This is a genomic window from Cupriavidus sp. CuC1 (assembly GCF_044627735.1).
In the GTDB taxonomy this organism is placed as follows: Bacteria; Pseudomonadota; Gammaproteobacteria; order Burkholderiales; family Burkholderiaceae; genus Cupriavidus; species Cupriavidus ulmosensis.
In genome coordinates this window covers 38,856-58,025 of record NZ_JBIUHC010000061.1, presented here as the reverse complement: position 1 = coordinate 58,025, position 19,170 = coordinate 38,856, and the positions used below count along the sequence as shown (strand labels likewise).

Here is a 19,170-nt window from a genome sequence, read left to right as displayed (position 1 = left end):
TGGCGCGGCGCGCGCACCGCCTGGCGCCGGTCGGCACCGCCGAACAGCGCAGCCGCGAAGCCGCCCAGCGCCGCTTCCTTGGCAGCCAGCGTGGCCGCGGAGAACAGCACTTCGTTAAGCCGGCACAGGCTGGCATAGGTGTCCGCCGCGCTGGTGACCCGCACCCGCGCCAGCGCCGCGGGCAACATCGCCACGCCACGCGCCTCCAGCACCGCTGCCGTCCATGCCGGGTCCAGGTGCAGCATCTGGTAGCTCCAGCGCGCGTCCGGCTCCGGATTGCAGGCGTGCACCTGGCCAGCCGGGATCACGACCACATCGCCGGGCGCCAGCCTTACCGACTCGGTCCCGGTGCTGAACAGGCTGTGGCCGCCGTCGACGGCGCCGATCGATAACGTGGGATGGGTATGCGGCAGGTAGGCGGCGCCGCTGTCGCTGGCGCAGCGGCTCTCGACATGCGGCATGGCGGGATCGAACCAATAGCGGGCCTGCCGCGTGCCGGCGACTTTGCTGGATTCGGTGGCTCCGGTGCTGCGCGGGCGCATCAGTCGGTCCGGTATGGACGCTCGCGCAGCCATTTGGTGGCGATCCATTTCTCGCCGGCTTCAACGGGCAGGCCGGCATGCAGGGTGCGCTCGTCCAGCGCGCCGTCGGACTTGCGATAGCTGAAATAGACCGCGTTGCCCTTGACCGGCGCCACCTCCAGGCCAAGCTTGGGAAAGGCGGTAGCGCCGCCCGCCGGCGGGCTGTTCAGGTAGATCACCAGGGTAGCGACGCGTTGCCCGCCGACCTTGAGCTGGCGCGCCTCGCCGGGGCGCTGCGGGTTAAAGAAATCGTAGTGCGGCTGGTACTCGCCGCCGGGCTTGTAGTTGAGGATCTGCAAGCCTTCGCCGCGGTCCGCGGCAATCCCGGTCACCGCGGCGATGCAGTCCTCGATGCGCTCGATCAGCGCATGCTCGCCGACCTGGAACATCGCGCCCAGGCTGGTGCGCGCCTCGATCAGGTTCTCGTCGCCGGTGTCGGGGTTGATCACGGGTGAGCGCGCCAGGCGGCCGCGCGCCAGCTCCACCAGGGCGTCGCACTCGGCATCCGTCAGCAGTTGCTGGAACAGGGTCACGCGCGGCGCCGCGAGCGTGAACAGGATGGGAATCTCGCGGCCGGCGAAATGCGCCGCGTTGCGCTTGCCTTGCACGCCGCGATGGTCACGGCCACCGGCGTGATCGGCCGCGCGCTCGGCCGGCTTGCCGATGCCCAGCTCCGCGGCCATCTCCGCGGCGTTGTCCGGCGGCGTCCCCCGCACCTCTGCCCGTGCCGCGGCGGACAACGCCGCGGCCACCGTGGCTTGCGCGAAGGCCTGCTCGTAGCCGGACTGGCACATCGACTGCACCAGTGCCTCAGCGCCAAAGCCCTGCCCGATATGGCGCCGCAGCCAGCGCTCCAGGTCCGCCGAGGAACTGGTGTAGCCCGCCTTGCCGGCGGTGTCGCCAGTGACGCTGGTGCCGCGGGTGTTGCTCATGAGGGATTGGCCAGCCGCTGCGGCGAGAACGGGTTGCGCGCCGGCGCTTCGGGCGGCAGCACGCGGCTGCGGGTGGCCGTGCCGGTTTCGGGGTCGCCGGCGACGGTGACCGTGGCTTCGGAATACTGCCAGCGCTTCCAGGCTGCCAGTACCGCATTGGGATACTCGGGACGGCCGCGGCTGCCGTTATACCGGCCCAGCGCCAGGAACAGGTCGCCCTGCTCGCGGTCCAGGTAGTAGCGCAGGATGGTGCAGCCGTAACGCAGGTTGCTCTGCAGGTGGAACAGCTTGCGGCTGTCGCTGTCGCCGATGCTGCGCACCCAGAACGGCATCACCTGCATCAACCCGCGGGCGCCGGCCGAGCTGATCGCGTACTTGCGGAAATTGCTCTCGACCTGCACCAGGCCTAGCACCAGCGCGGGTTCCAGCCCGGCGCGCTTGGCTTCATAGTAGGCGGTCTCGATCAGCTCGATGCGCACCTGCGGTTCAGGGATGCGCCCCGCGAGCCGGTGCGACATTTCTTCCAGCCACTTGAGATAGGCCAGTTGCTCGCCGCCGGTGGCGAAAGCGGGGCGCAGCGGGCGGCTGTCGGCAATCGCCGCGGCCAGCGCGCCGCGCACCGAGTCGGCCAGGTCCTCTTCCTTCTGGGCCCCGGCGTGGGCGGCAGCGCTCAGCACCAGCAGCATGCCGGCACTGGCACGCGCCACGCGCAGGCGGCTCAGGCTCAGGTCAGGCAAACGCAGCGGGTGCAGTAGGCGCATGGCGCTCAGGCGGACAACAGCCCGCGCACGTGGGCAACCACGTCGGCGACCGGCAGCTGGGTGGCTTCGGCGTCGCGCCGTCCCTGGTACTCCACGCGGCCTTCCTTCAGGCCACGGTCGCCCACCACCACGCGGTGCGGCACGCCGATCAGCTCCCAGTCGGCAAACATGGCGCCGGGGCGCTCGCCGCGGTTGTCCAGGATCACGTCGACGCCGGCGGCCAGCAGCTCGGCGTGGATACGGTCGGCCTCGGCCTTGACGGCCTCGGAGCGGTCGTAGCCAACCGGGCAGACCACCACCGCGAACGGGGCGATCGATGCGGGCCAGACAATGCCGCGCTCGTCGAAGTTCTGCTCGATGGCGGCCCCCAGGATACGGGTCACGCCAATGCCGTAGCAACCCATCTGCATGGGCTGGGTCTTGCCGTTCTCGTCCAGGAAGGTGGCGCCCATCGATTCCGAATAGCGCGTACCGAGCATGAACACATGGCCGACTTCGATGCCGCGGCAGATCGCGAGCGTGCCCTTGCCGTCCGGTGAAACGTCGCCTTCCACCACGTTGCGCAGGTCCGCCACCACGGGCTCGGGCAGGTCGCGGCCCCAGTTCACGCCGGTCAGGTGGTAGTCGCGCTCGTTGGCGCCGCAAACGAAGTCGCTCATGTTGGCGACCGTGCGGTCCGCCACCACGTTGACAGGCTTCTTGGCGCCGATGGGGCCCAGGTAGCCCGGGGGCGTGCCGAAGGTCTCGGCGATCTCGGACTCGGTCGCGAAGCGGAACTCGGCCAGGCCGGCCACCTTGGACGCCTTGACCTCGTTGAGCTCATGGTCGCCGCGCAGCAGCAGCAGCCAGATCTGCGTGCCGGCCTCGCCTTCGGTGGCCAGCACGATCGACTTGACCGTGCGTGCCAGCGGGATGCCAAGCAGCTCGGCCACGTGCTCGCACTTGGCCTTGCCCGGCGTGGGCGTGTTGACCATGGCTTCAGCCGGCGCGGCGCGCTGGGCCAGCAGCGGCAGGGCCTCGGCCGCTTCCATGTTGGCGGCGTAGTCCGAGTCGGGGCAGTAGACGATGGCGTCTTCGCCGGTCTCGGCGATCACGTGGAACTCGTGCGAGCCGGAGCCGCCGATGGCGCCGTTGTCGGCCGCCACGGCACGGAATTCCAGGCCGAAGCGCTGGAAGATGCGCACGTAGGCGTCGAACATCTTGTCGTAGGACGCCTTCAGGCCAGCAGTGTCACGGTCGAAGGAGTAGGCATCCTTCATGGTGAACTCGCGTCCGCGCATGATGCCGAAGCGCGGCCGGCGCTCGTCGCGGAACTTGGTCTGGATCTGGTAGAAGTTGATCGGCAGTTGCTTGTAGCTGCGGATTTCGCTGCGGGCGATGTCCGTCACCACCTCTTCGGAGGTAGGCTGGACGGCAAAGTCGCGCTCGTGGCGGTCCTTCAGGCGCAGCAGCTCGGGGCCCATCTTGTCCCAGCGGCCGGTTTCCTGCCACAGCTCGGCAGGCTGGATCACCGGCATCGACAGCTCGACCGCGCCGGCGCGGTTCATTTCCTCGCGCACGATGGCTTCCACCTTGCGGATCACCCGCAGGCCGACCGGCATGTAGCTATAGATGCCAGCGCCGAGCTTCTTGATCATGCCGGCTCGCATCATCAACTTGTGCGACACGATTTCCGCGTCGGAAGGGGCTTCCTTTTGGGTGGAAATGAAGAATTGCGAGGCTTTCATCCGTTACTTTCTCGTGAGGCCATGCCCGCCCTGGCAGGTTCCGTGGGCGAGATGGCGCGAATCCGTGGTGCGCGCGTGCATTATGCAGCGCTTTTTGCTCGGGGAAAACCAGCACCCCGTTGCACAAAGCCCCATTACGCGCTTCCTTTATAATCAACCTAATTCTAAAGGATTCGAGGTGCAGTCATGCTCGATCGTGAAGGCTTTCGCCCGAACGTCGGCATCATCCTCATCAACGCACGGAACGAGGTGTTCTGGGGCAAGCGCATAGGCGAACATTCGTGGCAGTTTCCGCAAGGCGGCATCAAATACGGCGAAACGCCGGAGCAGGCGATGTACCGCGAGCTACATGAAGAAGTCGGTCTGCTGCCCGAGCATGTCAGGATTGTCGGTCGCACACGCGACTGGCTGCGTTATGAGGTGCCGGACAAGTTCATCCGCCGCGAAATCCGCGGCCATTACAGGGGACAGAAGCAGATTTGGTTCCTGTTGCGCATGGCGGGCCGCGATTGCGACATCCGCCTGCGCGCCACCGACCACCCGGAGTTCGATGCCTGGCGCTGGAGCCATTACTGGGTCCCGCTGGACGCTGTCATCGAGTTCAAGCGCGATGTCTATCAGCTTGCGCTGACCGAGCTGTCCCGCTTCCTGCAGCGCAATACCCGCGCGCCGCTGAGCCCCTACGGCACCCATGGCCGGCATGGTTCGGTGCGCGCAGGTTATGCTCGCGCGGGGCTGGACGAGCATCCCGACAGCGTTCCGGACCTGGTGCATCAGGACCTGGCCCACGATCCGGGCCCAATTTCGCCGGCCCAGCCGGCGTCCACAGAACGGAGTACCGATGATTGATTTTGCCGGCCGCGGCTTGCGCCCGAGCCTGCCCGCCGCCTGCTTGCTGGCGGCAACCCTTTGCCTTGGCCTGGCCGGCTGCGGCAGCACGTCCAAGCCGCAACACCTGCCGATGCCCGACGAGTCCGAGGATTACACGCCGAAGAAGGAGTTCAGCATCCTCGACCCGTTCGCCGCGAAGGAATTCAGGGAAGTGGAGACCCCGCTGCCAGCGCCGCCGAGGGACGCGGACCTGATCCCGTTCGAAGTCAGCCCCGCCGGCAACTTTACCTTCGCCGTCGACGGCAAGTCGGTGGCCGTGGGTGCGGACGGCGCGGTGCGTTATACGGTGGTCATCACCGGTGCCGGCGGCATGCGCAACGTGAGCTTTGAAGCCGTGCGCTGCGACACCTTCGAGCGCAAGATGTACGCCACCCTGCCCAGGGGCGCGACCGAGTGGGTACGCAACCGCACTGATGACCGCAGTGGCTGGGTCCAGCTGGCCGGTATCGCGCGCAATAACTATGGCGCGACGCTGGCCAAGGATTTCCTGTGCGAGGGCCGCTCCGCGGCCGGCAAGGCGCAGGACATCGTCAAGGATCTGCGTGGCGAAGCACCGCGCAAGAGCGCGATCGCACGTTGATGGCGGCAACGGCGCCGTAGTACGGCGGCGCCGCTCCATGCAAAAAAGCCCGCGATCGCTCGCGGGCTTTTTTGCATGGTACCTCGGAACAATCAGTCCGCTCAGACCAGTACCAGGTTGTCCCGGTGGATCAACTCGTGCTCGTTCTGGTGGCCAAGCACCCGCTCGATCTCGGACGAGGGCTTGCGCGCGATCAGCTTGGCTTCCGAACTGGAGTAGTTGGTGATGCCGCGCGCCACCTCATGGCCTGCCGCGTCGATGCAGGCAATGACCTCGCCACGCGCGAACTCGCCCTGCACCTCCACCACGCCGATCGGCAGCAGCGACTTGCCGCCGCTGGTCAGCTTATCCACCGCGCCGGCATCGATCACCACCCGCCCACGCAATTGCAGGTGGTCGGCCATCCATTGCTTGCGCGCGGTCAGGCGGCCTGTTGGGGCTAGCAGTTGCGTGCCGATGCCTTCGCCACCGGCAAGCCGCTCCAGCACATTGGCTTCGCGCCCGGAAGCGATCACGGTATGCGCGCCCGATTTGGCGGCGCGCTTGGCGGCCAGGATCTTGGTCAGCATGCCGCCGCGGCCAATCGACGTGCCGGCGCCGCCGGCCATGGCCTCGAGCTCTACCGCGCCGGCCAGCGCCTCGTCCACGAACTCGGCCTGCGGGTTGCTGCGGGGGTCGGCGGTATAGAGTCCGCGCTGGTCGGTCAGGATCACCAGCGCATCGCCTTCGATCAGGTTAGTGACGAGCGCGCCCAAGGTGTCGTTGTCGCCGAACTTGATTTCGTCGGTGACCACGGTGTCGTTCTCGTTGATGATGGGCACGACACCCAGCGACAGCAGCGTCAGCAAGGTCGAGCGCGCATTGAGGTAGCGCTCGCGGTCGGCCAGGTCGGCGTGGGTCAGCAACACCTGGGCGGTGCGGATGCCGTAGCGGCCAAACTGGCTTTCGTAGACCTGGGCGAGACCCATCTGGCCCACTGCCGCGGCGGCCTGCAGTTCATGGATTTCCTTGGGGCGCCGGACCCAGCCCAGCCGCTGCATGCCTTCGGCGATGGCGCCGGAGCTGACCAGCACGACTTCCTTGCCGGCCATGCGCAGCTTGGCGATCTGTGCCGCCCAACGGGCGATGGCCTCGTGATCGAGGCCCTTGCCGTCGTTGGTCACCAGGCTGGACCCAACCTTGACGACGATACGTTTTGCCTGGGCGATGACCGATTGCATGGCGGGAATCCTGTCTGCTGGGTACTGCTGTTTTGTTTTTGTAGTTAGTTCTGCTCGGCGCCGGACTGGTCGACGTTGTGCAGGCGGTCATCCAGGCGGATGTCCGGCTCGGCCAGTGCGGCGACTTCCTCGGCCTTGATCGCGGCCAGGTGGTCCTTGATCGCGTAGATCAGTTCGCGGCAGCCTTCGCCGGTCAGGGCGGAGATGCGGAACACCGGGCCCTTCCACTTGTAGCGTTTGACGAAGTCCTTGACGCGCGCATCGCGCTCTTCCTCGGGCACCACGTCCAGCTTGTTGAGCACCAGCCAGCGCGGCTTTTCGTACAGGCTTTCATCGTACTTCTTCAGCTCGTTGACGATGGCGCGGGCCTCGGCCACCGGATCCACGGCTTCGTCGAACGGCGCCAGGTCGACGATGTGCAGCAACAGCCCCGTGCGCTGCAAGTGGCGCAGGAACTGATGGCCCAGCCCGGCGCCTTCCGCAGCGCCCTCGATCAGGCCGGGGATGTCGGCCACCACGAAGGACTGCTCGTGATCGACCCGCACCACGCCCAGGTTGGGATGCAGCGTGGTGAAGGGATAGTCGGCCACCTTCGGGCGCGCATTGGAGATGTGCGAGATAAAGGTCGACTTGCCGGCGTTCGGCATGCCCAGCAGGCCCACGTCGGCCAGCACCTTCAGCTCCAGCTTGATCATGCGGCGCTCACCCGGCTTGCCGTCCACCTGCTGGCGGGGCGCGCGGTTGGTACTGGACTTGAAGTGCAGGTTGCCCCAGCCGCCCAGGCCACCCTCGGCCAGGCAAACGGTCTGGCCATGCTCGGTCAGGTCGGCGATCAGTTCGCCGGAATCCATGTCCAGGATCTGCGTGCCGACCGGCATGCGCAGGTTCACATCTTCGCCGCCCGCGCCATAGCAATCGGCGCCCCGGCCATTCTCGCCGTTGCGCGCCACGTGCTTCTTGGCGTAGCGGAAGTCGATGAGCGTGTTGATGTTGCGGTCGGCCACCGCGTAGACGCTGCCGCCGCTACCGCCGTCGCCACCGTCGGGGCCACCGAAGGGCACAAATTTCTCGCGCCGCATCGATGCGCTGCCATTGCCGCCGTTGCCGGCGATGACTTCAATTCTGGCTTCGTCGATGAACTTCATGATGACCTTCCGTGGTGTAGCGACCGCAAAGCGCGCGCCCGGCCGGGATGGCAGGGCCGCGGGCGCGGCGAATGGCGACAATGACATTGTCGCCAGAAAAGAAAAAGCCCCGCAAGTACTGCGGGGCCTTCACGCTGCAAAGGCTGTGATCAGACTGCCGGAACGACGCTGACCTGCTGCTTCTTGGCAGCGCCCTTGACGGCGAACTGCACGTGGCCGTCGACGAGAGCAAAGAGGGTGTGATCCTTGCCAATGCCAACGTTATCGCCCGGGTGCACGCGGGTACCGCGCTGGCGCACGATGATGCTGCCGGCGTTGATGGCTTGACCACCAAACACCTTGACGCCCAGACGCTTCGATTCGGAATCGCGGCCGTTCCGTGTGGAACCGCCGCCCTTTTTCTGTGCCATGACTAACTCCTGTCGCTTTACTTTACCTAGTTACGCTTGAATTCGATGTCGACGATGACTGAGCACCGGCTCAGCCAATGATCTCTTCGATGCGCAGCTCGGTGTAATTTTGACGATGGCCTTGACGCTTTTGATAGTGCTTGCGACGGCGCATCTTGAAGATCTTCACCTTATCGTGACGACCTTGGGAGATAACGGTAGCCTTGACGGAAGCCCCGCTAACCAGCGGCGTACCAAACTTGAGTTGGTCGCCTGCGCCCACTGCGAGCACCTGGTCGAGCGTGATTTCTGCGCCAATGTCTGCCGGTATCTGTTCTACTTTAAGTTTTTCGCCAGCAGCAACCTTATATTGCTTGCCGCCGGTTTTTACGACCGCGTACATTGTCGAACCTCTCGATGTGAAATAAAACGCCGAAAGCCAACGCCGGCGCGCCCTTGCGTCCGTTTCATCCCGCTGCTCCAATCAGCAAAAGGCAAGGAAAACAGACAAGCCGGACGGCCCAATTGGCCCGGTTATCTCCCACCAGCGCATCTGCAGACAACACAAAGCGGCCGGAGGAAACCCACGATTCTATACCAAAGCCGAGAAAAGTACAAAGAAAACAGACACATAGCCTGTCCGGCGTCGCGTGGCGCCGCCTGAAGCACTTCCCCGCCCGCTCTGGTCAGATCAGGTCCGCGAGCAGGAAACCGGCCAGGGCGGCGAAAGCTGCCCACAATGCGGTTCGCCGCAGCTTGCGGCGCGAGGAGGAATGTGGCTGGGTCATGGCGGCATTATAGGTCCCCGGCATCGCCGCCCCCGCTTTACGCGCAGCGCGACTGCGCGCCGACTGCGCGCCTTGTCGCACCCCCCGTTCAGGGGACATACATACACCCGCATGGCTTATAATCGGCGGGTTTTGCGTAACGGTGAACATCTTGTCCCAGTCTTCCGCCACTGCCTTGCTTGCCCCGGTCGCTGCCGACATGCGCGCCGTTGATTCGGTTATCCGCCATCGCCTCGCCTCGGAGGTGCCCCTGATCGAGCAGATCGGCGAGTACATCATCAGTGCGGGCGGCAAGCGCCTGCGCCCGGTGATCCTGCTGCTGTCCGCGCGGGCCTTCGGTTACGACGGCAACCGGCACCACGAACTGGCCGCCGTGGTCGAGTTCATCCACACCGCCACGCTGCTGCACGACGACGTCGTCGACGAGTCGGAGCTGCGCCGCGGCCGCCAGACCGCGAATGCGGTCTTCGGCAACGCCGCCAGCGTGCTGGTAGGCGATTTCCTCTATTCCCGTGCCTTCCAGATGATGGTGGACGCCGGCAGCATGCGCATCATGGAGATCCTCTCCAATGCCACCAATGTGATTGCCGAAGGCGAGGTGCTGCAGCTGCTGAACATGCACGACCCCGACGTCACGGTGGAGCGCTACCTGCAGGTGATCCGGTACAAGACCGCCAAGCTCTTCGAAGCCTCGGCCCAGCTCGGCGCCGTGCTGGCCGGCGCGGACGCGGCCACTGAAGAAGCCGCCGCGGAATACGGACGGCGCATCGGCACCGCGTTCCAGCTGATCGACGACATGCTGGACTACACCGCCAGCGCCGAGCAGATGGGCAAGAATGCCGGCGACGACCTGCGTGAAGGCAAGCCCACCCTGCCGCTGCTGCACCTGCTCGAGCACGGCACCGCGGAACAACGCACGCTGGCCCGCGAAGCCATCGTGCAAGGTGGCACCGAGCATTTCGATGCGGTGTTCACCGCAATCCACGCCTGCGGCGCGCTCGAGGTCACCTTCCAGGCTGCCCAGCGCGAAGCCGAAGCCGCGGAGAAAGCCGCCCAGCAGTTCCCTGACTCCCCATTAAAGCAAACGCTGATCGACCTGTGCGCGTTCTCGCTGCAACGGCAGTCCTGATGCCAAAGCGCCTCGTGCGGGCGTCCTCTTCCATTCCGGAAAAAAGGCTGCTACACTTGTGTGCTTTCGCGCTGCAGCAGTAATTAAGCAGCTAGTATTAGGCAGGCAGCGCAGAGAAAAACAAACGGGGTGTAGCTTAGCCTGGTAGAGCGCTACGTTCGGGACGTAGAGGCCGGAGGTTCGAATCCTCTCACCCCGACCAGTTTCACGGTCGACAAGACCGTACAAAAAAGGCCGCACAGCAATGTGCGGCCTTTTTTCATTGGCGCACCCGGCTCGCCGATCCTGATTCCCACCCCTTGCGCATCCCCCCGCGCAAGTAGGGTTGCGCCCGTGTCGCGCAAACGCCAACACCCTTTCCGGCTCGCCTTTACAAAAAGTGACCCCGGCGGCAAACTGCCCCGATTCGGGGTCCTCGGCCGCTTGCGGCCAATCGTTTTTTGCCATGACACTTGGTCTAGCTCTTGCACAGAGCCGGCGTATCGCGCCGGCCCTGCTCGCCCAGCTTGAACAGTCGGCACGAGAAAAAAAGTCGCAGCTGATCGACGAGATCATCGCCAGCGGCACCATGACTGCACATGATGTGGCGATCTTCGCGGCTGATAAATATCAGCTGCCGCTGATCGATCTGAATCAGTACAACCTCAACAAGGTGCCGCCGGCGCTGGCGGGCAATCGCGAGTTCCACGCGCACCGCCTGCTGCCGCTGGGCCGGCGCGAGAACCGCCTGGTGCTGGCATTGTCCGACCCGGGCAACCAGGCCGGGCTCGATGCCATCAAGCAGAAATACAACCTGCCGGTGGAACCCGTCGTGGTCGAGCACGACAAGCTGATGCAATACGTGCGCTCGGCTTCCGACGACAGCGGCGGCACGATCAAGTCGATCGGCCCGGGGCACGTCGAGCACAAGCTGATCGACTACGACCCGGTGGCGTCCGCCGGCGCGCTGCGCAACAAGACCGCGGCCGACATCGACGACGCACCGGTGGTTCGCTTCCTGCACAAGCTGCTGACCGAAGCCTTCCATCGCGGCGCCTCCGATCTCCACTTCGAGCCGTTCGAGACCTTCTACCGCATCCGCTTCCGGGTCGATGGCGTGCTGCAGGAAGTGGCACGGCCGCCGGTGGATATCCGCGACAAGATCTCCACCCGGATCAAGGTGCTGTCGCGCCTGGACATCTCGGAAAAGCGCGTGCCGCAAGACGGCCGCATGAAGCTGCTGATTGCGCTGCCCAAGGAAAAAGGCGGCGACAAGGACGGCAAGGACAGCAAAGACAGCAAGGAGCCGAAGGAAACCGTGGAGAAGGCGATCGACTTCCGCGTCTCCACGCTGCCGACGCTGTTCGGCGAGAAGATCGTGATCCGGATCCTGGAGTCGTCGTCCGACAAGCTCGACATCGACCAGCTCGGCTACGAGCCGGCGCAAAAGGCGCTGCTGCTGGACGTGATCAAGCGCCCCTACGGCATGGTGCTGGTGACCGGCCCCACCGGCAGCGGCAAGACGGTGTCGCTGTACACCTTCCTGAACCGGCTGAACCAGGGCGACATCAATATCTCGACCGCCGAGGATCCGGCGGAAATCCAGTTGCCCGGCATCAACCAGGTCAACGTCAACGAAAAAGCCGGCCTGACTTTCTCCGCCGCGCTGCGCTCTTTCCTGCGCCAGGATCCCGACATCATCATGGTCGGCGAAATCCGCGACCTGGAGACCGCCGACATTTCCATCAAGGCGGCCCAGACGGGCCACCTGGTGTTCTCGACGCTGCATACCAACGACGCGCCGACCACGCTCACGCGCCTGATGAACATGGGTGTCGCGCCCTTCAATATTGCGTCCAGCGTGCTGATGATCACCGCGCAGCGGCTGGCGCGGCGGCTATGCACCTGCAAGCGGCCCGGAGAGTTGGCGCGCGAGGTGCTGGCCGACGCCGGCTTCCAGGACCAGGATCTCGACGGCAGCTGGCAGCCTTACCACCCGGTCGGGTGCGAGCGCTGCAACGGCAGCGGCTACAAGGGCCGCTGCGGCATCTACCAGGTGATGCCGATCACCGAGCCGATGCAACAGATCATCCTCGCGCATGGCACGGCGCTGGAAATCGCCGAACAAGCGCGTAAAGATGGCGTGCTATCGTTGCGCGAAGCTGGCCTGGCCAAGGTGAAGCAAGGTCTCACCTCGCTTGAAGAAGTGCTGGCCACAACAAATATGTAAAACAACAAGAGATGTCATTAGGGGTCAATCATGGCGACACGCGCACCAGCCGCCGCCGCTCGCAAGGCGGCTGCGCCCAAGGGGAAACCAGGGCGTAAAGCGCCCACGCAGTACCTCTTCGAGTGGGAAGGCAAGGACCGCAAGGGCAAGGCGTTCTCGGGCGAGCTGCGCGCCGAGAGCCAGGCCGAGGTCAATGCCACGCTGCGAAAGCAGGGGCTGACGGTCGTCAAGCTGAAAAAGCGGCGGGCCGCGCGCGGGAAAAAGATCACCCAGAAGGACATCGCGTACTTCACGCGCCAGCTCTCGACCATGCTCAAGGCGGGCATCCCGCTGCTGCAATCGATCGACATCATCGCGCGCGGGCATGCCAACCCCAACTTCACCCAGCTGCTGTCCGAGATCCGCTTCGACATCGAATCCGGCAGCAGCATGGCGCAGGCCTTCCGCCGCCATCCGCGCTACTTCGACACGCTCTACTGCAACCTGATCGACGCCGGCGAGCAGGGCGGTATCCTGGACGCCCTGCTGGAGCGCTTGTCGCTCTACATGGAAAAGACCATCGCGCTGAAGAGCCAGATCAAGTCGGCCATGATCTACCCGATCGCCGTGCTGACCGTGGCCTTCGCGGTGACGGTGATCCTGATGATCTTCGTGATCCCGGCGTTCAAGGGCGTGTTCTCCAGCTTCGGCGCCAACCTGCCGGCGCCGACCCTGGTCGTGATTGCCATGTCGGACTTCTTCGTCGACCACTGGTACCTGATCATCGGCGCGCCGGTCATCGCCATCACGATGTATATACGCGGGCTAAAACGCTCGGAGAAGGTCCAGCGAGCCAGCGACCGCCTGCTGCTCAGGCTGCCGATCTTCGGCTCGCTGTTCCGCAAGGCGGTGATCGCCCGCTGGACCCGCACGCTTGCCACCATGTTCGCCGCCGGCACGCCGCTGGTGGAGTCGATGGATTCGGTCGCCGGCGCCGCCGGCAACTGGGTGTACTACGACGCTACCAAGGAGATCGAGCAATCGGTGCGCATCGGCACCAGCCTGACCAACGCCATGCAGGCCACCCATGTGTTCGACAGCATGGTGCTGCAGATGACGCAGATCGGCGAGGAATCCGGCGCGCTGGACAACATGCTGCTGAAGGTGGCGGAGTTCTACGAGCGCGAGGTCGATGACGCTGTTGCCGCCATCTCCAGCCTGATCGAGCCGCTGATCATCGTGGTGCTGGGCGTGCTGATTGGCGGCATGGTGGTGGCGATGTATCTTCCGATCTTCAAACTGGGACAGGTGGTGTAAGCCATGTGGCTGTTTTCCGCGGACGGCGCCAGTGGCGCGATTTCTTCACTGGCTGCCCCCGCGCAGACCATTGCCGAGCTGGCGGCGCTGCCGCCCTGGTTCCTGGTGGCCGCCGCCGCGCTGATCGGCTTGCTGGTCGGCAGCTTCCTCAACGTGGTGGTGCACCGCCTGCCGCGCATGATGGAGCATGATGAAGCCAACTACATCGCGTCGCTGCGCGACGACCCGCTCCCCCACCCCGAGCCCTACAACCTGATGGTGCCGCGCTCGGCCTGCCCGCACTGCGGACACGCCATTGGCGCGCTGGAGAATATCCCGGTACTGAGCTACCTGTTCCTGCGCGGGCGCTGCTCGTCGTGCGCCGCGCCCATCGGTGCGCGCTATCCGCTGGTGGAAGCGGGCACCGCGCTGCTCACCGCGCTGGCCGCGGCGCACTTCGGCCCTACCTGGCAGGCTCTCGCGGCCATCGCCCTGATCTGGGCCCTGATCGCCCTCACCCTGATCGACGCGGACACGCAGCTGCTGCCAGACCAGATCACGCTGCCGCTGGTGTGGCTGGGCCTGCTGCTCAATCTCGGCGGGCTGTTCGCCCCGCTGGCCGATGCCGTGATCGGCGCGGCCGCCGGTTACCTGCTGCTGTGGACGGTGTACTGGATCTTCAAGCTGGTGCGGGGCAAGGAAGGCATGGGCTATGGCGACTTCAAGCTGATGGGCGCGCTGGGCGCCTGGTTCGGCTGGCAGGCCCTGCCCGCGCTGGTGCTGCTCTCCTCCGTGGTAGGGCTGGTATTCGCGCTTGCCAATATCGCGCTGCGCCGTCAGGATCGCGATACGCACTTCGCCTTCGGCCCTTATATCGCCGGAGCCGGGCTGCTTGTGCTGTTCTTTGGGCCCAATGTGCTGCCGCTGGGCATCATTGCTGGCTGAACCGGCGCCGGCTGCCTGAAGGCGGCCCTTGTCAAACCCACCGCAAGCTTCGAGACCTACATGCTGCAAATCGGACTGACCGGAGGCATCGGCTCCGGCAAGACCCGCGTGGCGGACCTGTTCGCCGCGCGCGGCGCCGCCCTGATCGATACCGACCTGCTCGCGCACGAGATCACCGCGCCGGGCGGGCTGGCCATCCCTGCCCTGCTGGAAGCCTTTGGCCCCGCCTGCCTGCGCGCCGACGGCGCCATGGACCGCAATGCCATGCGCGAACTGGTGTTCTCGGACCCGGCGGCCAAGGCCCGGCTGGAGGGCATCACCCACCCCCTGATCCGCCAGCTGACCGAGGCGCGCGCGGCGGCGGTCCGTGCCTCCGGGCTGCACCCCTACCTGATCTACGTGGTTCCGCTGCTGGTCGAATCGGGATCATGGCGCGCGCGGGTGGACCGGGTGCTGGTGGTGGATTGCAGCGAGGCCACGCAGGTTTCCCGGGTCATGGCGCGCAACGGCTTTTCCCAGGGCCAGGTCGAGGCCATCATGGCCAGGCAGGCCAAGCGCAGCGAACGCCTGGCCGCCGCCGACGATGTGGTCGACAACGAAGGCCCGCCGGAAGCCCTGCCCGCGCAAGTCGACCGGCTCGACCAGCTGTACCGCAGCCTGGCCGGCGCCTAGGCAGCCATGGGGAGCCATAGGCAGAGTGGCTGGCAGCATCCGGCACCATCCTTGTGCGGTGCTGCATGCGACACCTCAAGTCGGCTGTTTCATTGTCCTGATTGGCGGTCTCGCATAGAATGCGCTGGAATCAGGCGGGAAATGGCCGCATACTGCCGATATCGAGGGCCCAGGCCGATTCACATCGCGCAGGCTCGGATGCACCGGAAGCCTCACCGCTCCGGCAATGCCGCCCGGGTCAGATTGCCCACCCGCCAACCCGCCCTGTTGCACGGATACACCCATTGATTCTGTACGAATATCCTTTTAACGAACGCATCAGGACTCTCCTGCGCCTGGAAGACCTGTTCGATCGGCTGGATTATTTTCTCGGCCAGGATCACGCCCTGCAGCATCACGTGGCGTTGACGACGCTGTTCGAGATCATCGACGTCGCCGGCCGCGCTGACCTGAAGACCGACCTGCTCAAGGAACTGGAACGCCAGCGCCAGGCGCTTGCCGCGCTGCGCGCCAATCCGCAGATCGACCAGGGCGCGCTGGATAGCGTCATCAGCGAGATCGAGCAAGCGATCGCCCAGCTCAACCAGTTGGTTGGCAAGGCCGGCCAGCTGCTGACCGACAATGAGTGGCTCACCAGTATCCGCAGCCGCGCCATTATCCCGGGCGGCACCTGCGAGTTCGACCTGCCGGCCTATTACGCGTGGCAGCACCGTCCCCCCGAAGAGCGACGCGCGGACATACTCAAGTGGGCGCGCCCGCTGGTGCCGCTGCGCTTTGGCACCAACACCGTGTTGCGCCTCTTGCGCGAGTCCGGCCAGAGCGGCAAGGTCATCGCCACCGGTGGCAGCTACCAGCAGATGCTGTCCGGGCGCAGCTACCAGCTGATGCAGGTGCTGCTGGACGAATCGCTGCTGGCCTTCATCCCCGAGATGAGCGCCAACAAGTACATGCTGTGGGTCCGTTTCACGCAGCAGGATGGGGACTTGCGTCCCCGTTCGGTCGACGCCGACATCCCCTTCCTGCTCAAGCTCTGCAATTTCTGAAGCAATGACAACCGTAGTCAAATGCCCCACCTGCGGCACGGACGTGGCCTGGGTACCCGAGAATAAATTCCGTCCCTTCTGCTCGAATCGCTGCAAGCAGATCGACCTGGGCGCGTGGGCGTCCGAGAAATATGTGATCGGCGGCAAACCCGGCGAGGAACCCTCGCCGGACGAGGAAGACGGGGATTAAGCACCGCGGGGCCGTTGCGGCCCCGACGGTTCAGGCGGCGCCGCTCTCGGCAGCCAGCCAGTCCACCACGGGGATCGTTGCGGGCAGCAAGGGTCCCACGTCCACCGGCGCCGATTGCCACGAGAAGGCCTGCCCCTCGCGGCCGACCAGCTCGCCCGTCCACGCCGTGACCTTGCAGAAATGCAGGCGCACGTAAGCATGCGGGTAGTCATGCTCCAGCACGTGCCAGCGCACGCTCGCGCCCACCTCGATGCCGAGCTCCTCGTGCAGCTCGCGCGCCAGCGCTTGTTCCACTGATTCACCCGGCTCCAGCTTGCCGCCCGGGAATTCCCAGTAGCCTTCGTAGGGCTTGCCCGCCGGCCGCTGGGCCAGCAGGAAGCGCCCGTCGGGCTGCACCAGCACGCCGACGGCAACCTCGGTCACCTTGCGCGCCGGCGCCGCTGCGTCGGCCACTTGCGATGCCTCGCTCATGCCTGGCCGTCCTGCGCCGAGGCAACGAACGGCTTGCCATGCTTGCCGCCCCAGTCGCGGGCGAACTGCCACGCCACCCGGCCCGAGCGCGAGCCGCGCTCCAGCGCCCACACCAGCGCATCGCCGCGCGCGGCGGCGATGTCTTCGGTGCTGCAGCCAAAGTGCCCGAGCCAGTGGCCGACGATGGTCAGGTACTCGTCCTGCTTGGGCGGGTAGAACGACAGCCACAGCCCGAAGCGCTCGGACAGCGAGATCTTTTCCTCCACCACTTCGCCGGGATGGATCTCGCCATCGTCGGTATGGCGATAGGTCTCGTTGTCCTTCATGTACTCGGGCAGCAAATGGCGGCGGTTGGAGGTGGCGTAGATCAGCACATTGTCCGACTGCGCGGCCACCGAGCCGTCCAGCGCCGACTTCAGCGACTTGTAGCCCGACTCGCCCTCTTCGAACGACAGGTCGTCGCAGAAGATGGCAAAGCGCTCGGGACGCCCCGACAGCTGTTCGACGATATCGCCGAGGTCGCCCAGGTCATCCTTGTCCACTTCCACCAGCCGCAGGCCATCCTTGACGAAAGCATTGAGGCAGGCCTTGATCAGCGAGGACTTGCCGGTGCCGCGCGCGCCCGTCAGCAACACGTTGTTGGCCGGCAGGTGCTGCACGAACTGGCGCGTATTGGCGACGATGGCGTCCTTCTGCCGCTCGATGTTCTTCAGGTCGTCGAGATGGATCGGCGGCAACTGGCGGATCGCCTGCAGGTAGCCGATGTTGCCGAACAGGCTCTGCCGCTTGCGCCAGCGGAATGCGACGGCCTGCTCCCAGTCAGCGTCGGTCAGCTGGGGCGGCAACCATTGTTCAAGGCGGGCGAGGAAACTATCGAGGCGGGCAGCAAGGTCTGACATGGCGGCTTGGGCGAAGGCGGATCGTTGGCAGGAATGCGAGCGGATGGCGTGCCGCGCCCGCGCTGGTGGGAGCGGCACAAACGCGATGGTGCTTACGAGCGATAGTCCGCGTTGATCGAAACGTAGTCGTGCGACAGGTCGCAGGTCCAGACCGTGGCGGTGGCGTCGCCACGGCCGAGCGCGATGCGCACGGTGATTTCCGCCTGCTTCATCACGCGCTGGCCGTCTTCCTCACGATACTCGGGGTTGCGGCCGCCGTCGCGCGCGACCAGGACATTGTCCAGCCACAGATTGACACGCTCCACTTCGAGATCGTCCACACCGGCATAACCCACCGCGGCCAGGATGCGGCCCAGGTTGGGGTCCGAGGCGTAGAAGGCGGTCTTGACCAGCGGCGAATGCGCCACCGCATAGGCGATCAGGCGGCATTCGGCCACGTCCTTGCCGCCCTCGACCTGGATGGTCATCAGCTTGGTGGCGCCTTCGCCATCGCGCACGATCATCTGCGCGAGTTCCTGCGACAGGTCGGTCAGCGCGGCGCGCAGCGCCTCGAAATCCGCCCCCTCGGCACGCTCGATGGCCGGCGCGCCAGCCTGGCCGCTCGCGATCAGCACAAAGGAGTCGTTGGTGGAGGTATCGCCGTCGATGGTGATGCTGTTGAAGGACCGGTCCGCGGCAAACGACACCAGTGCTTGCAGCACATCCTGCGACACGGTGGCATCGGTGGCGACAAAGCCGAGCATGGTCGCCATATTGGGGCGGATCATGCCCGCGCCCTTGCTGATGCCGGACAGCGTCACGGTCTTGCCGCCAATCAGCACGGTGCGCGAGGCGGCCTTGGGCTGGGTGTCGGTGGTCATGATCGACTCCGCCGCGGCCAGCCAGTTGTCGGGCCTGGCATTGGCGATGGCGGCGGGCAGCGCGGCGGTGATGCGGTCCACCGGCAGCGGCTCGAGGATCACGCCGGTCGAGAACGGCAGGACTTGCTCAGGTGCAATGCCGAGCTGCGCGGCCAGCGCATCGCAGGTGGCGCGCGCATTGGCCAGGCCGGGCTCGCCGGTGCCGGCGTTGGCGTTGCCGGTGTTGACCACGATTGCGCGGATGCCCTTGCCCGCGGCCAGGTGCTCGCGGCAGACCTGCACCGGCGCGGCGCAGAAGCGGTTGCGGGTGAACACGCCCGCCACGGTGCTGCCTTGGGCAATGCGCACCACCAGCACGTCCTTGCGGTTGGCCTTGCGGACACCCGCTTCGGCCCAGCCAAGCTCAACGCCGGCGACGGGTTTCAGGTTTTCTGCCAGCGGCAGGGGCAGGTTGACGGCCATG

The 19,170-nt window shown here is 65.7% G+C and carries 20 protein-coding genes and 1 tRNA gene; 10 read left to right on the top strand and 11 right to left on the bottom strand.

Annotated elements, in window-relative coordinates; genetic code table 11:
* The 4 genes from ACGLHR_RS24900 to ACGLHR_RS24885 all read right to left on the bottom strand — a co-directional run.
* Positions 1 to 542: AraC family ligand binding domain-containing protein (locus tag ACGLHR_RS24900; protein ID WP_400096757.1), on the bottom strand; the 542-nt coding region annotated here is incomplete at its 3' end.
* Positions 542 to 1,513 carry a 2OG-Fe(II) oxygenase gene (locus tag ACGLHR_RS24895; protein ID WP_400096756.1) on the bottom strand — a complete coding sequence of 324 codons (972 nt, stop codon included), beginning with the start codon at positions 1,511 to 1,513 and terminating at the stop codon, positions 542 to 544. The genes ACGLHR_RS24900 and ACGLHR_RS24895, both read right to left, overlap by 1 nt.
* The gene (locus tag ACGLHR_RS24890; protein ID WP_318230909.1) at positions 1,510 to 2,199 is read right to left on the bottom strand and encodes a lytic transglycosylase domain-containing protein; all 690 of its coding nucleotides are present in this window, start codon (positions 2,197 to 2,199) and stop codon (positions 1,510 to 1,512) included. Before ACGLHR_RS24890 ends, ACGLHR_RS24895 begins: the two co-directional genes overlap by 4 nt.
* A gap of 80 nt (positions 2,200 to 2,279) precedes the next feature.
* Positions 2,280 to 4,001: a proline--tRNA ligase gene (locus ACGLHR_RS24885; protein WP_400096755.1), complete on the bottom strand. Its 1,722-nt coding sequence runs from the start codon at positions 3,999 to 4,001 to the stop codon at positions 2,280 to 2,282.
* Between the two features lie 186 nt (positions 4,002 to 4,187).
* On the opposite strand from ACGLHR_RS24885, the gene ACGLHR_RS24880 reads away from it, so the two are divergent.
* Both ACGLHR_RS24880 and ACGLHR_RS24875 read left to right on the top strand, forming a co-directional pair.
* Positions 4,188 to 4,850: an RNA pyrophosphohydrolase gene (locus ACGLHR_RS24880; RefSeq protein WP_043349734.1), complete on the top strand. Its 663-nt coding sequence runs from the start codon at positions 4,188 to 4,190 to the stop codon at positions 4,848 to 4,850.
* The gene (locus tag ACGLHR_RS24875) at positions 4,843 to 5,472 is read left to right on the top strand and encodes a CNP1-like family protein (protein WP_400096754.1); all 630 of its coding nucleotides are present in this window, start codon (positions 4,843 to 4,845) and stop codon (positions 5,470 to 5,472) included. The genes ACGLHR_RS24880 and ACGLHR_RS24875 overlap by 8 nt, the downstream gene beginning before the upstream one ends.
* 101 nt (positions 5,473 to 5,573) lie before the next feature.
* Here ACGLHR_RS24875 and proB read toward each other — a convergent pair whose 3' ends face one another.
* The 4 genes from proB to rplU form a co-directional block, all read right to left on the bottom strand.
* Positions 5,574 to 6,692 carry a glutamate 5-kinase gene (gene proB, locus ACGLHR_RS24870; protein ID WP_267604497.1) on the bottom strand — a complete coding sequence of 373 codons (1,119 nt, stop codon included), beginning with the start codon at positions 6,690 to 6,692 and terminating at the stop codon, positions 5,574 to 5,576.
* Between the two features lie 44 nt (positions 6,693 to 6,736).
* Positions 6,737 to 7,837 (bottom strand): GTPase ObgE, encoded by a 1,101-nt coding sequence (gene obgE / locus ACGLHR_RS24865; protein ID WP_400096753.1) that lies wholly within the window; start codon positions 7,835 to 7,837, stop codon positions 6,737 to 6,739.
* Positions 7,838 to 7,986: 149 nt separating this feature from the next.
* On the bottom strand, positions 7,987 to 8,247 hold the full coding sequence (gene rpmA, locus ACGLHR_RS24860; protein ID WP_006162509.1) for a 50S ribosomal protein L27: 261 nt from the start codon (positions 8,245 to 8,247) through the stop codon (positions 7,987 to 7,989).
* A 70-nt stretch (positions 8,248 to 8,317) separates the two neighbouring features.
* Positions 8,318 to 8,629: a 50S ribosomal protein L21 gene (gene rplU / locus ACGLHR_RS24855; RefSeq protein ID WP_006162510.1), complete on the bottom strand. Its 312-nt coding sequence runs from the start codon at positions 8,627 to 8,629 to the stop codon at positions 8,318 to 8,320.
* 584 nt (positions 8,630 to 9,213) lie between these two features.
* On the opposite strand from rplU, the gene ispB reads away from it, so the two are divergent.
* The 8 genes from ispB to ACGLHR_RS24815 all read left to right on the top strand — a co-directional run bounded on the left by ispB (position 9,214) and on the right by ACGLHR_RS24815 (position 16,477).
* On the top strand, positions 9,214 to 10,143 hold the full coding sequence (gene ispB / locus ACGLHR_RS24850) for an octaprenyl diphosphate synthase (protein WP_318230908.1): 930 nt from the start codon (positions 9,214 to 9,216) through the stop codon (positions 10,141 to 10,143).
* A 125-nt stretch (positions 10,144 to 10,268) separates the two neighbouring features.
* Positions 10,269 to 10,345 (top strand) — tRNA-Pro (locus tag ACGLHR_RS24845).
* A gap of 243 nt (positions 10,346 to 10,588) precedes the next feature.
* Entirely contained in the window at positions 10,589 to 12,352 is a 1,764-nt protein-coding gene (locus tag ACGLHR_RS24840) for an ATPase, T2SS/T4P/T4SS family (protein WP_318230804.1), read from the top strand.
* Positions 12,353 to 12,382: 30 nt separating this feature from the next.
* Positions 12,383 to 13,648 carry a type II secretion system F family protein gene (locus tag ACGLHR_RS24835; protein ID WP_318230803.1) on the top strand — a complete coding sequence of 422 codons (1,266 nt, stop codon included), beginning with the start codon at positions 12,383 to 12,385 and terminating at the stop codon, positions 13,646 to 13,648.
* Between the two features lie 3 nt (positions 13,649 to 13,651).
* Positions 13,652 to 14,572 (top strand): A24 family peptidase, encoded by a 921-nt coding sequence (locus ACGLHR_RS24830; RefSeq protein ID WP_318230802.1) that lies wholly within the window; start codon positions 13,652 to 13,654, stop codon positions 14,570 to 14,572.
* A gap of 60 nt (positions 14,573 to 14,632) precedes the next feature.
* Entirely contained in the window at positions 14,633 to 15,244 is a 612-nt protein-coding gene (gene coaE / locus ACGLHR_RS24825) for a dephospho-CoA kinase (RefSeq protein WP_400096752.1), read from the top strand.
* A 284-nt stretch (positions 15,245 to 15,528) separates the two neighbouring features.
* The gene (gene zapD, locus ACGLHR_RS24820) at positions 15,529 to 16,287 is read left to right on the top strand and encodes a cell division protein ZapD (RefSeq protein WP_267604502.1); all 759 of its coding nucleotides are present in this window, start codon (positions 15,529 to 15,531) and stop codon (positions 16,285 to 16,287) included.
* Positions 16,288 to 16,291: 4 nt separating this feature from the next.
* Entirely contained in the window at positions 16,292 to 16,477 is a 186-nt protein-coding gene (locus ACGLHR_RS24815; protein ID WP_400096751.1) for a DNA gyrase inhibitor YacG, read from the top strand.
* 30 nt (positions 16,478 to 16,507) lie between these two features.
* Here ACGLHR_RS24815 and ACGLHR_RS24810 read toward each other — a convergent pair whose 3' ends face one another.
* From ACGLHR_RS24810 to argJ, 3 genes are all read right to left on the bottom strand, one after another.
* Positions 16,508 to 16,948 (bottom strand): NUDIX domain-containing protein, encoded by a 441-nt coding sequence (locus ACGLHR_RS24810; protein ID WP_267604504.1) that lies wholly within the window; start codon positions 16,946 to 16,948, stop codon positions 16,508 to 16,510.
* Positions 16,945 to 17,847: an ATP-binding protein gene (locus tag ACGLHR_RS24805; RefSeq protein ID WP_267604505.1), complete on the bottom strand. Its 903-nt coding sequence runs from the start codon at positions 17,845 to 17,847 to the stop codon at positions 16,945 to 16,947. The genes ACGLHR_RS24810 and ACGLHR_RS24805 overlap by 4 nt, the downstream gene beginning before the upstream one ends.
* 92 nt (positions 17,848 to 17,939) lie before the next feature.
* Positions 17,940 to 19,169 (bottom strand): bifunctional glutamate N-acetyltransferase/amino-acid acetyltransferase ArgJ, encoded by a 1,230-nt coding sequence (argJ, locus tag ACGLHR_RS24800; protein ID WP_400096750.1) that lies wholly within the window; start codon positions 19,167 to 19,169, stop codon positions 17,940 to 17,942.
* Position 19,170: the final 1 nt, after the last annotated feature.

Bases quoted from the DNA above. Each gene is read 5' to 3' on its own strand.
- ACGLHR_RS24895 (WP_400096756.1), bottom strand. From the start codon at position 1,513: ATGAGCAACACCCGCGGCACCAGCGTCACTGGCGACACCGCCGGCAAG.
- ACGLHR_RS24890 (WP_318230909.1), bottom strand. From the start codon at position 2,199: ATGCTGCTGGTGCTGAGCGCTGCCGCCCACGCCGGGGCCCAGAAGGAA.
- ACGLHR_RS24885 (WP_400096755.1), bottom strand. From the start codon at position 4,001: ATGAAAGCCTCGCAATTCTTCATTTCCACCCAAAAGGAAGCCCCTTCC.
- ACGLHR_RS24880 (WP_043349734.1), top strand. From the start codon at position 4,188: ATGCTCGATCGTGAAGGCTTTCGCCCGAACGTCGGCATCATCCTCATC.
- ACGLHR_RS24875 (WP_400096754.1), top strand. From the start codon at position 4,843: ATGATTGATTTTGCCGGCCGCGGCTTGCGCCCGAGCCTGCCCGCCGCC.
- proB (WP_267604497.1), bottom strand. From the start codon at position 6,692: ATGCAATCGGTCATCGCCCAGGCAAAACGTATCGTCGTCAAGGTTGGG.
- obgE (WP_400096753.1), bottom strand. From the start codon at position 7,837: ATGAAGTTCATCGACGAAGCCAGAATTGAAGTCATCGCCGGCAACGGC.
- rpmA (WP_006162509.1), bottom strand. From the start codon at position 8,247: ATGGCACAGAAAAAGGGCGGCGGTTCCACACGGAACGGCCGCGATTCC.
- rplU (WP_006162510.1), bottom strand. From the start codon at position 8,629: ATGTACGCGGTCGTAAAAACCGGCGGCAAGCAATATAAGGTTGCTGCT.
- ispB (WP_318230908.1), top strand. From the start codon at position 9,214: ATGCGCGCCGTTGATTCGGTTATCCGCCATCGCCTCGCCTCGGAGGTG.
- ACGLHR_RS24840 (WP_318230804.1), top strand. From the start codon at position 10,589: ATGACACTTGGTCTAGCTCTTGCACAGAGCCGGCGTATCGCGCCGGCC.
- ACGLHR_RS24835 (WP_318230803.1), top strand. From the start codon at position 12,383: ATGGCGACACGCGCACCAGCCGCCGCCGCTCGCAAGGCGGCTGCGCCC.
- ACGLHR_RS24830 (WP_318230802.1), top strand. From the start codon at position 13,652: ATGTGGCTGTTTTCCGCGGACGGCGCCAGTGGCGCGATTTCTTCACTG.
- coaE (WP_400096752.1), top strand. From the start codon at position 14,633: ATGCTGCAAATCGGACTGACCGGAGGCATCGGCTCCGGCAAGACCCGC.
- ACGLHR_RS24815 (WP_400096751.1), top strand. From the start codon at position 16,292: ATGACAACCGTAGTCAAATGCCCCACCTGCGGCACGGACGTGGCCTGG.
- ACGLHR_RS24810 (WP_267604504.1), bottom strand. From the start codon at position 16,948: ATGAGCGAGGCATCGCAAGTGGCCGACGCAGCGGCGCCGGCGCGCAAG.
- ACGLHR_RS24805 (WP_267604505.1), bottom strand. From the start codon at position 17,847: ATGTCAGACCTTGCTGCCCGCCTCGATAGTTTCCTCGCCCGCCTTGAA.
- argJ (WP_400096750.1), bottom strand. From the start codon at position 19,169: ATGGCCGTCAACCTGCCCCTGCCGCTGGCAGAAAACCTGAAACCCGTC.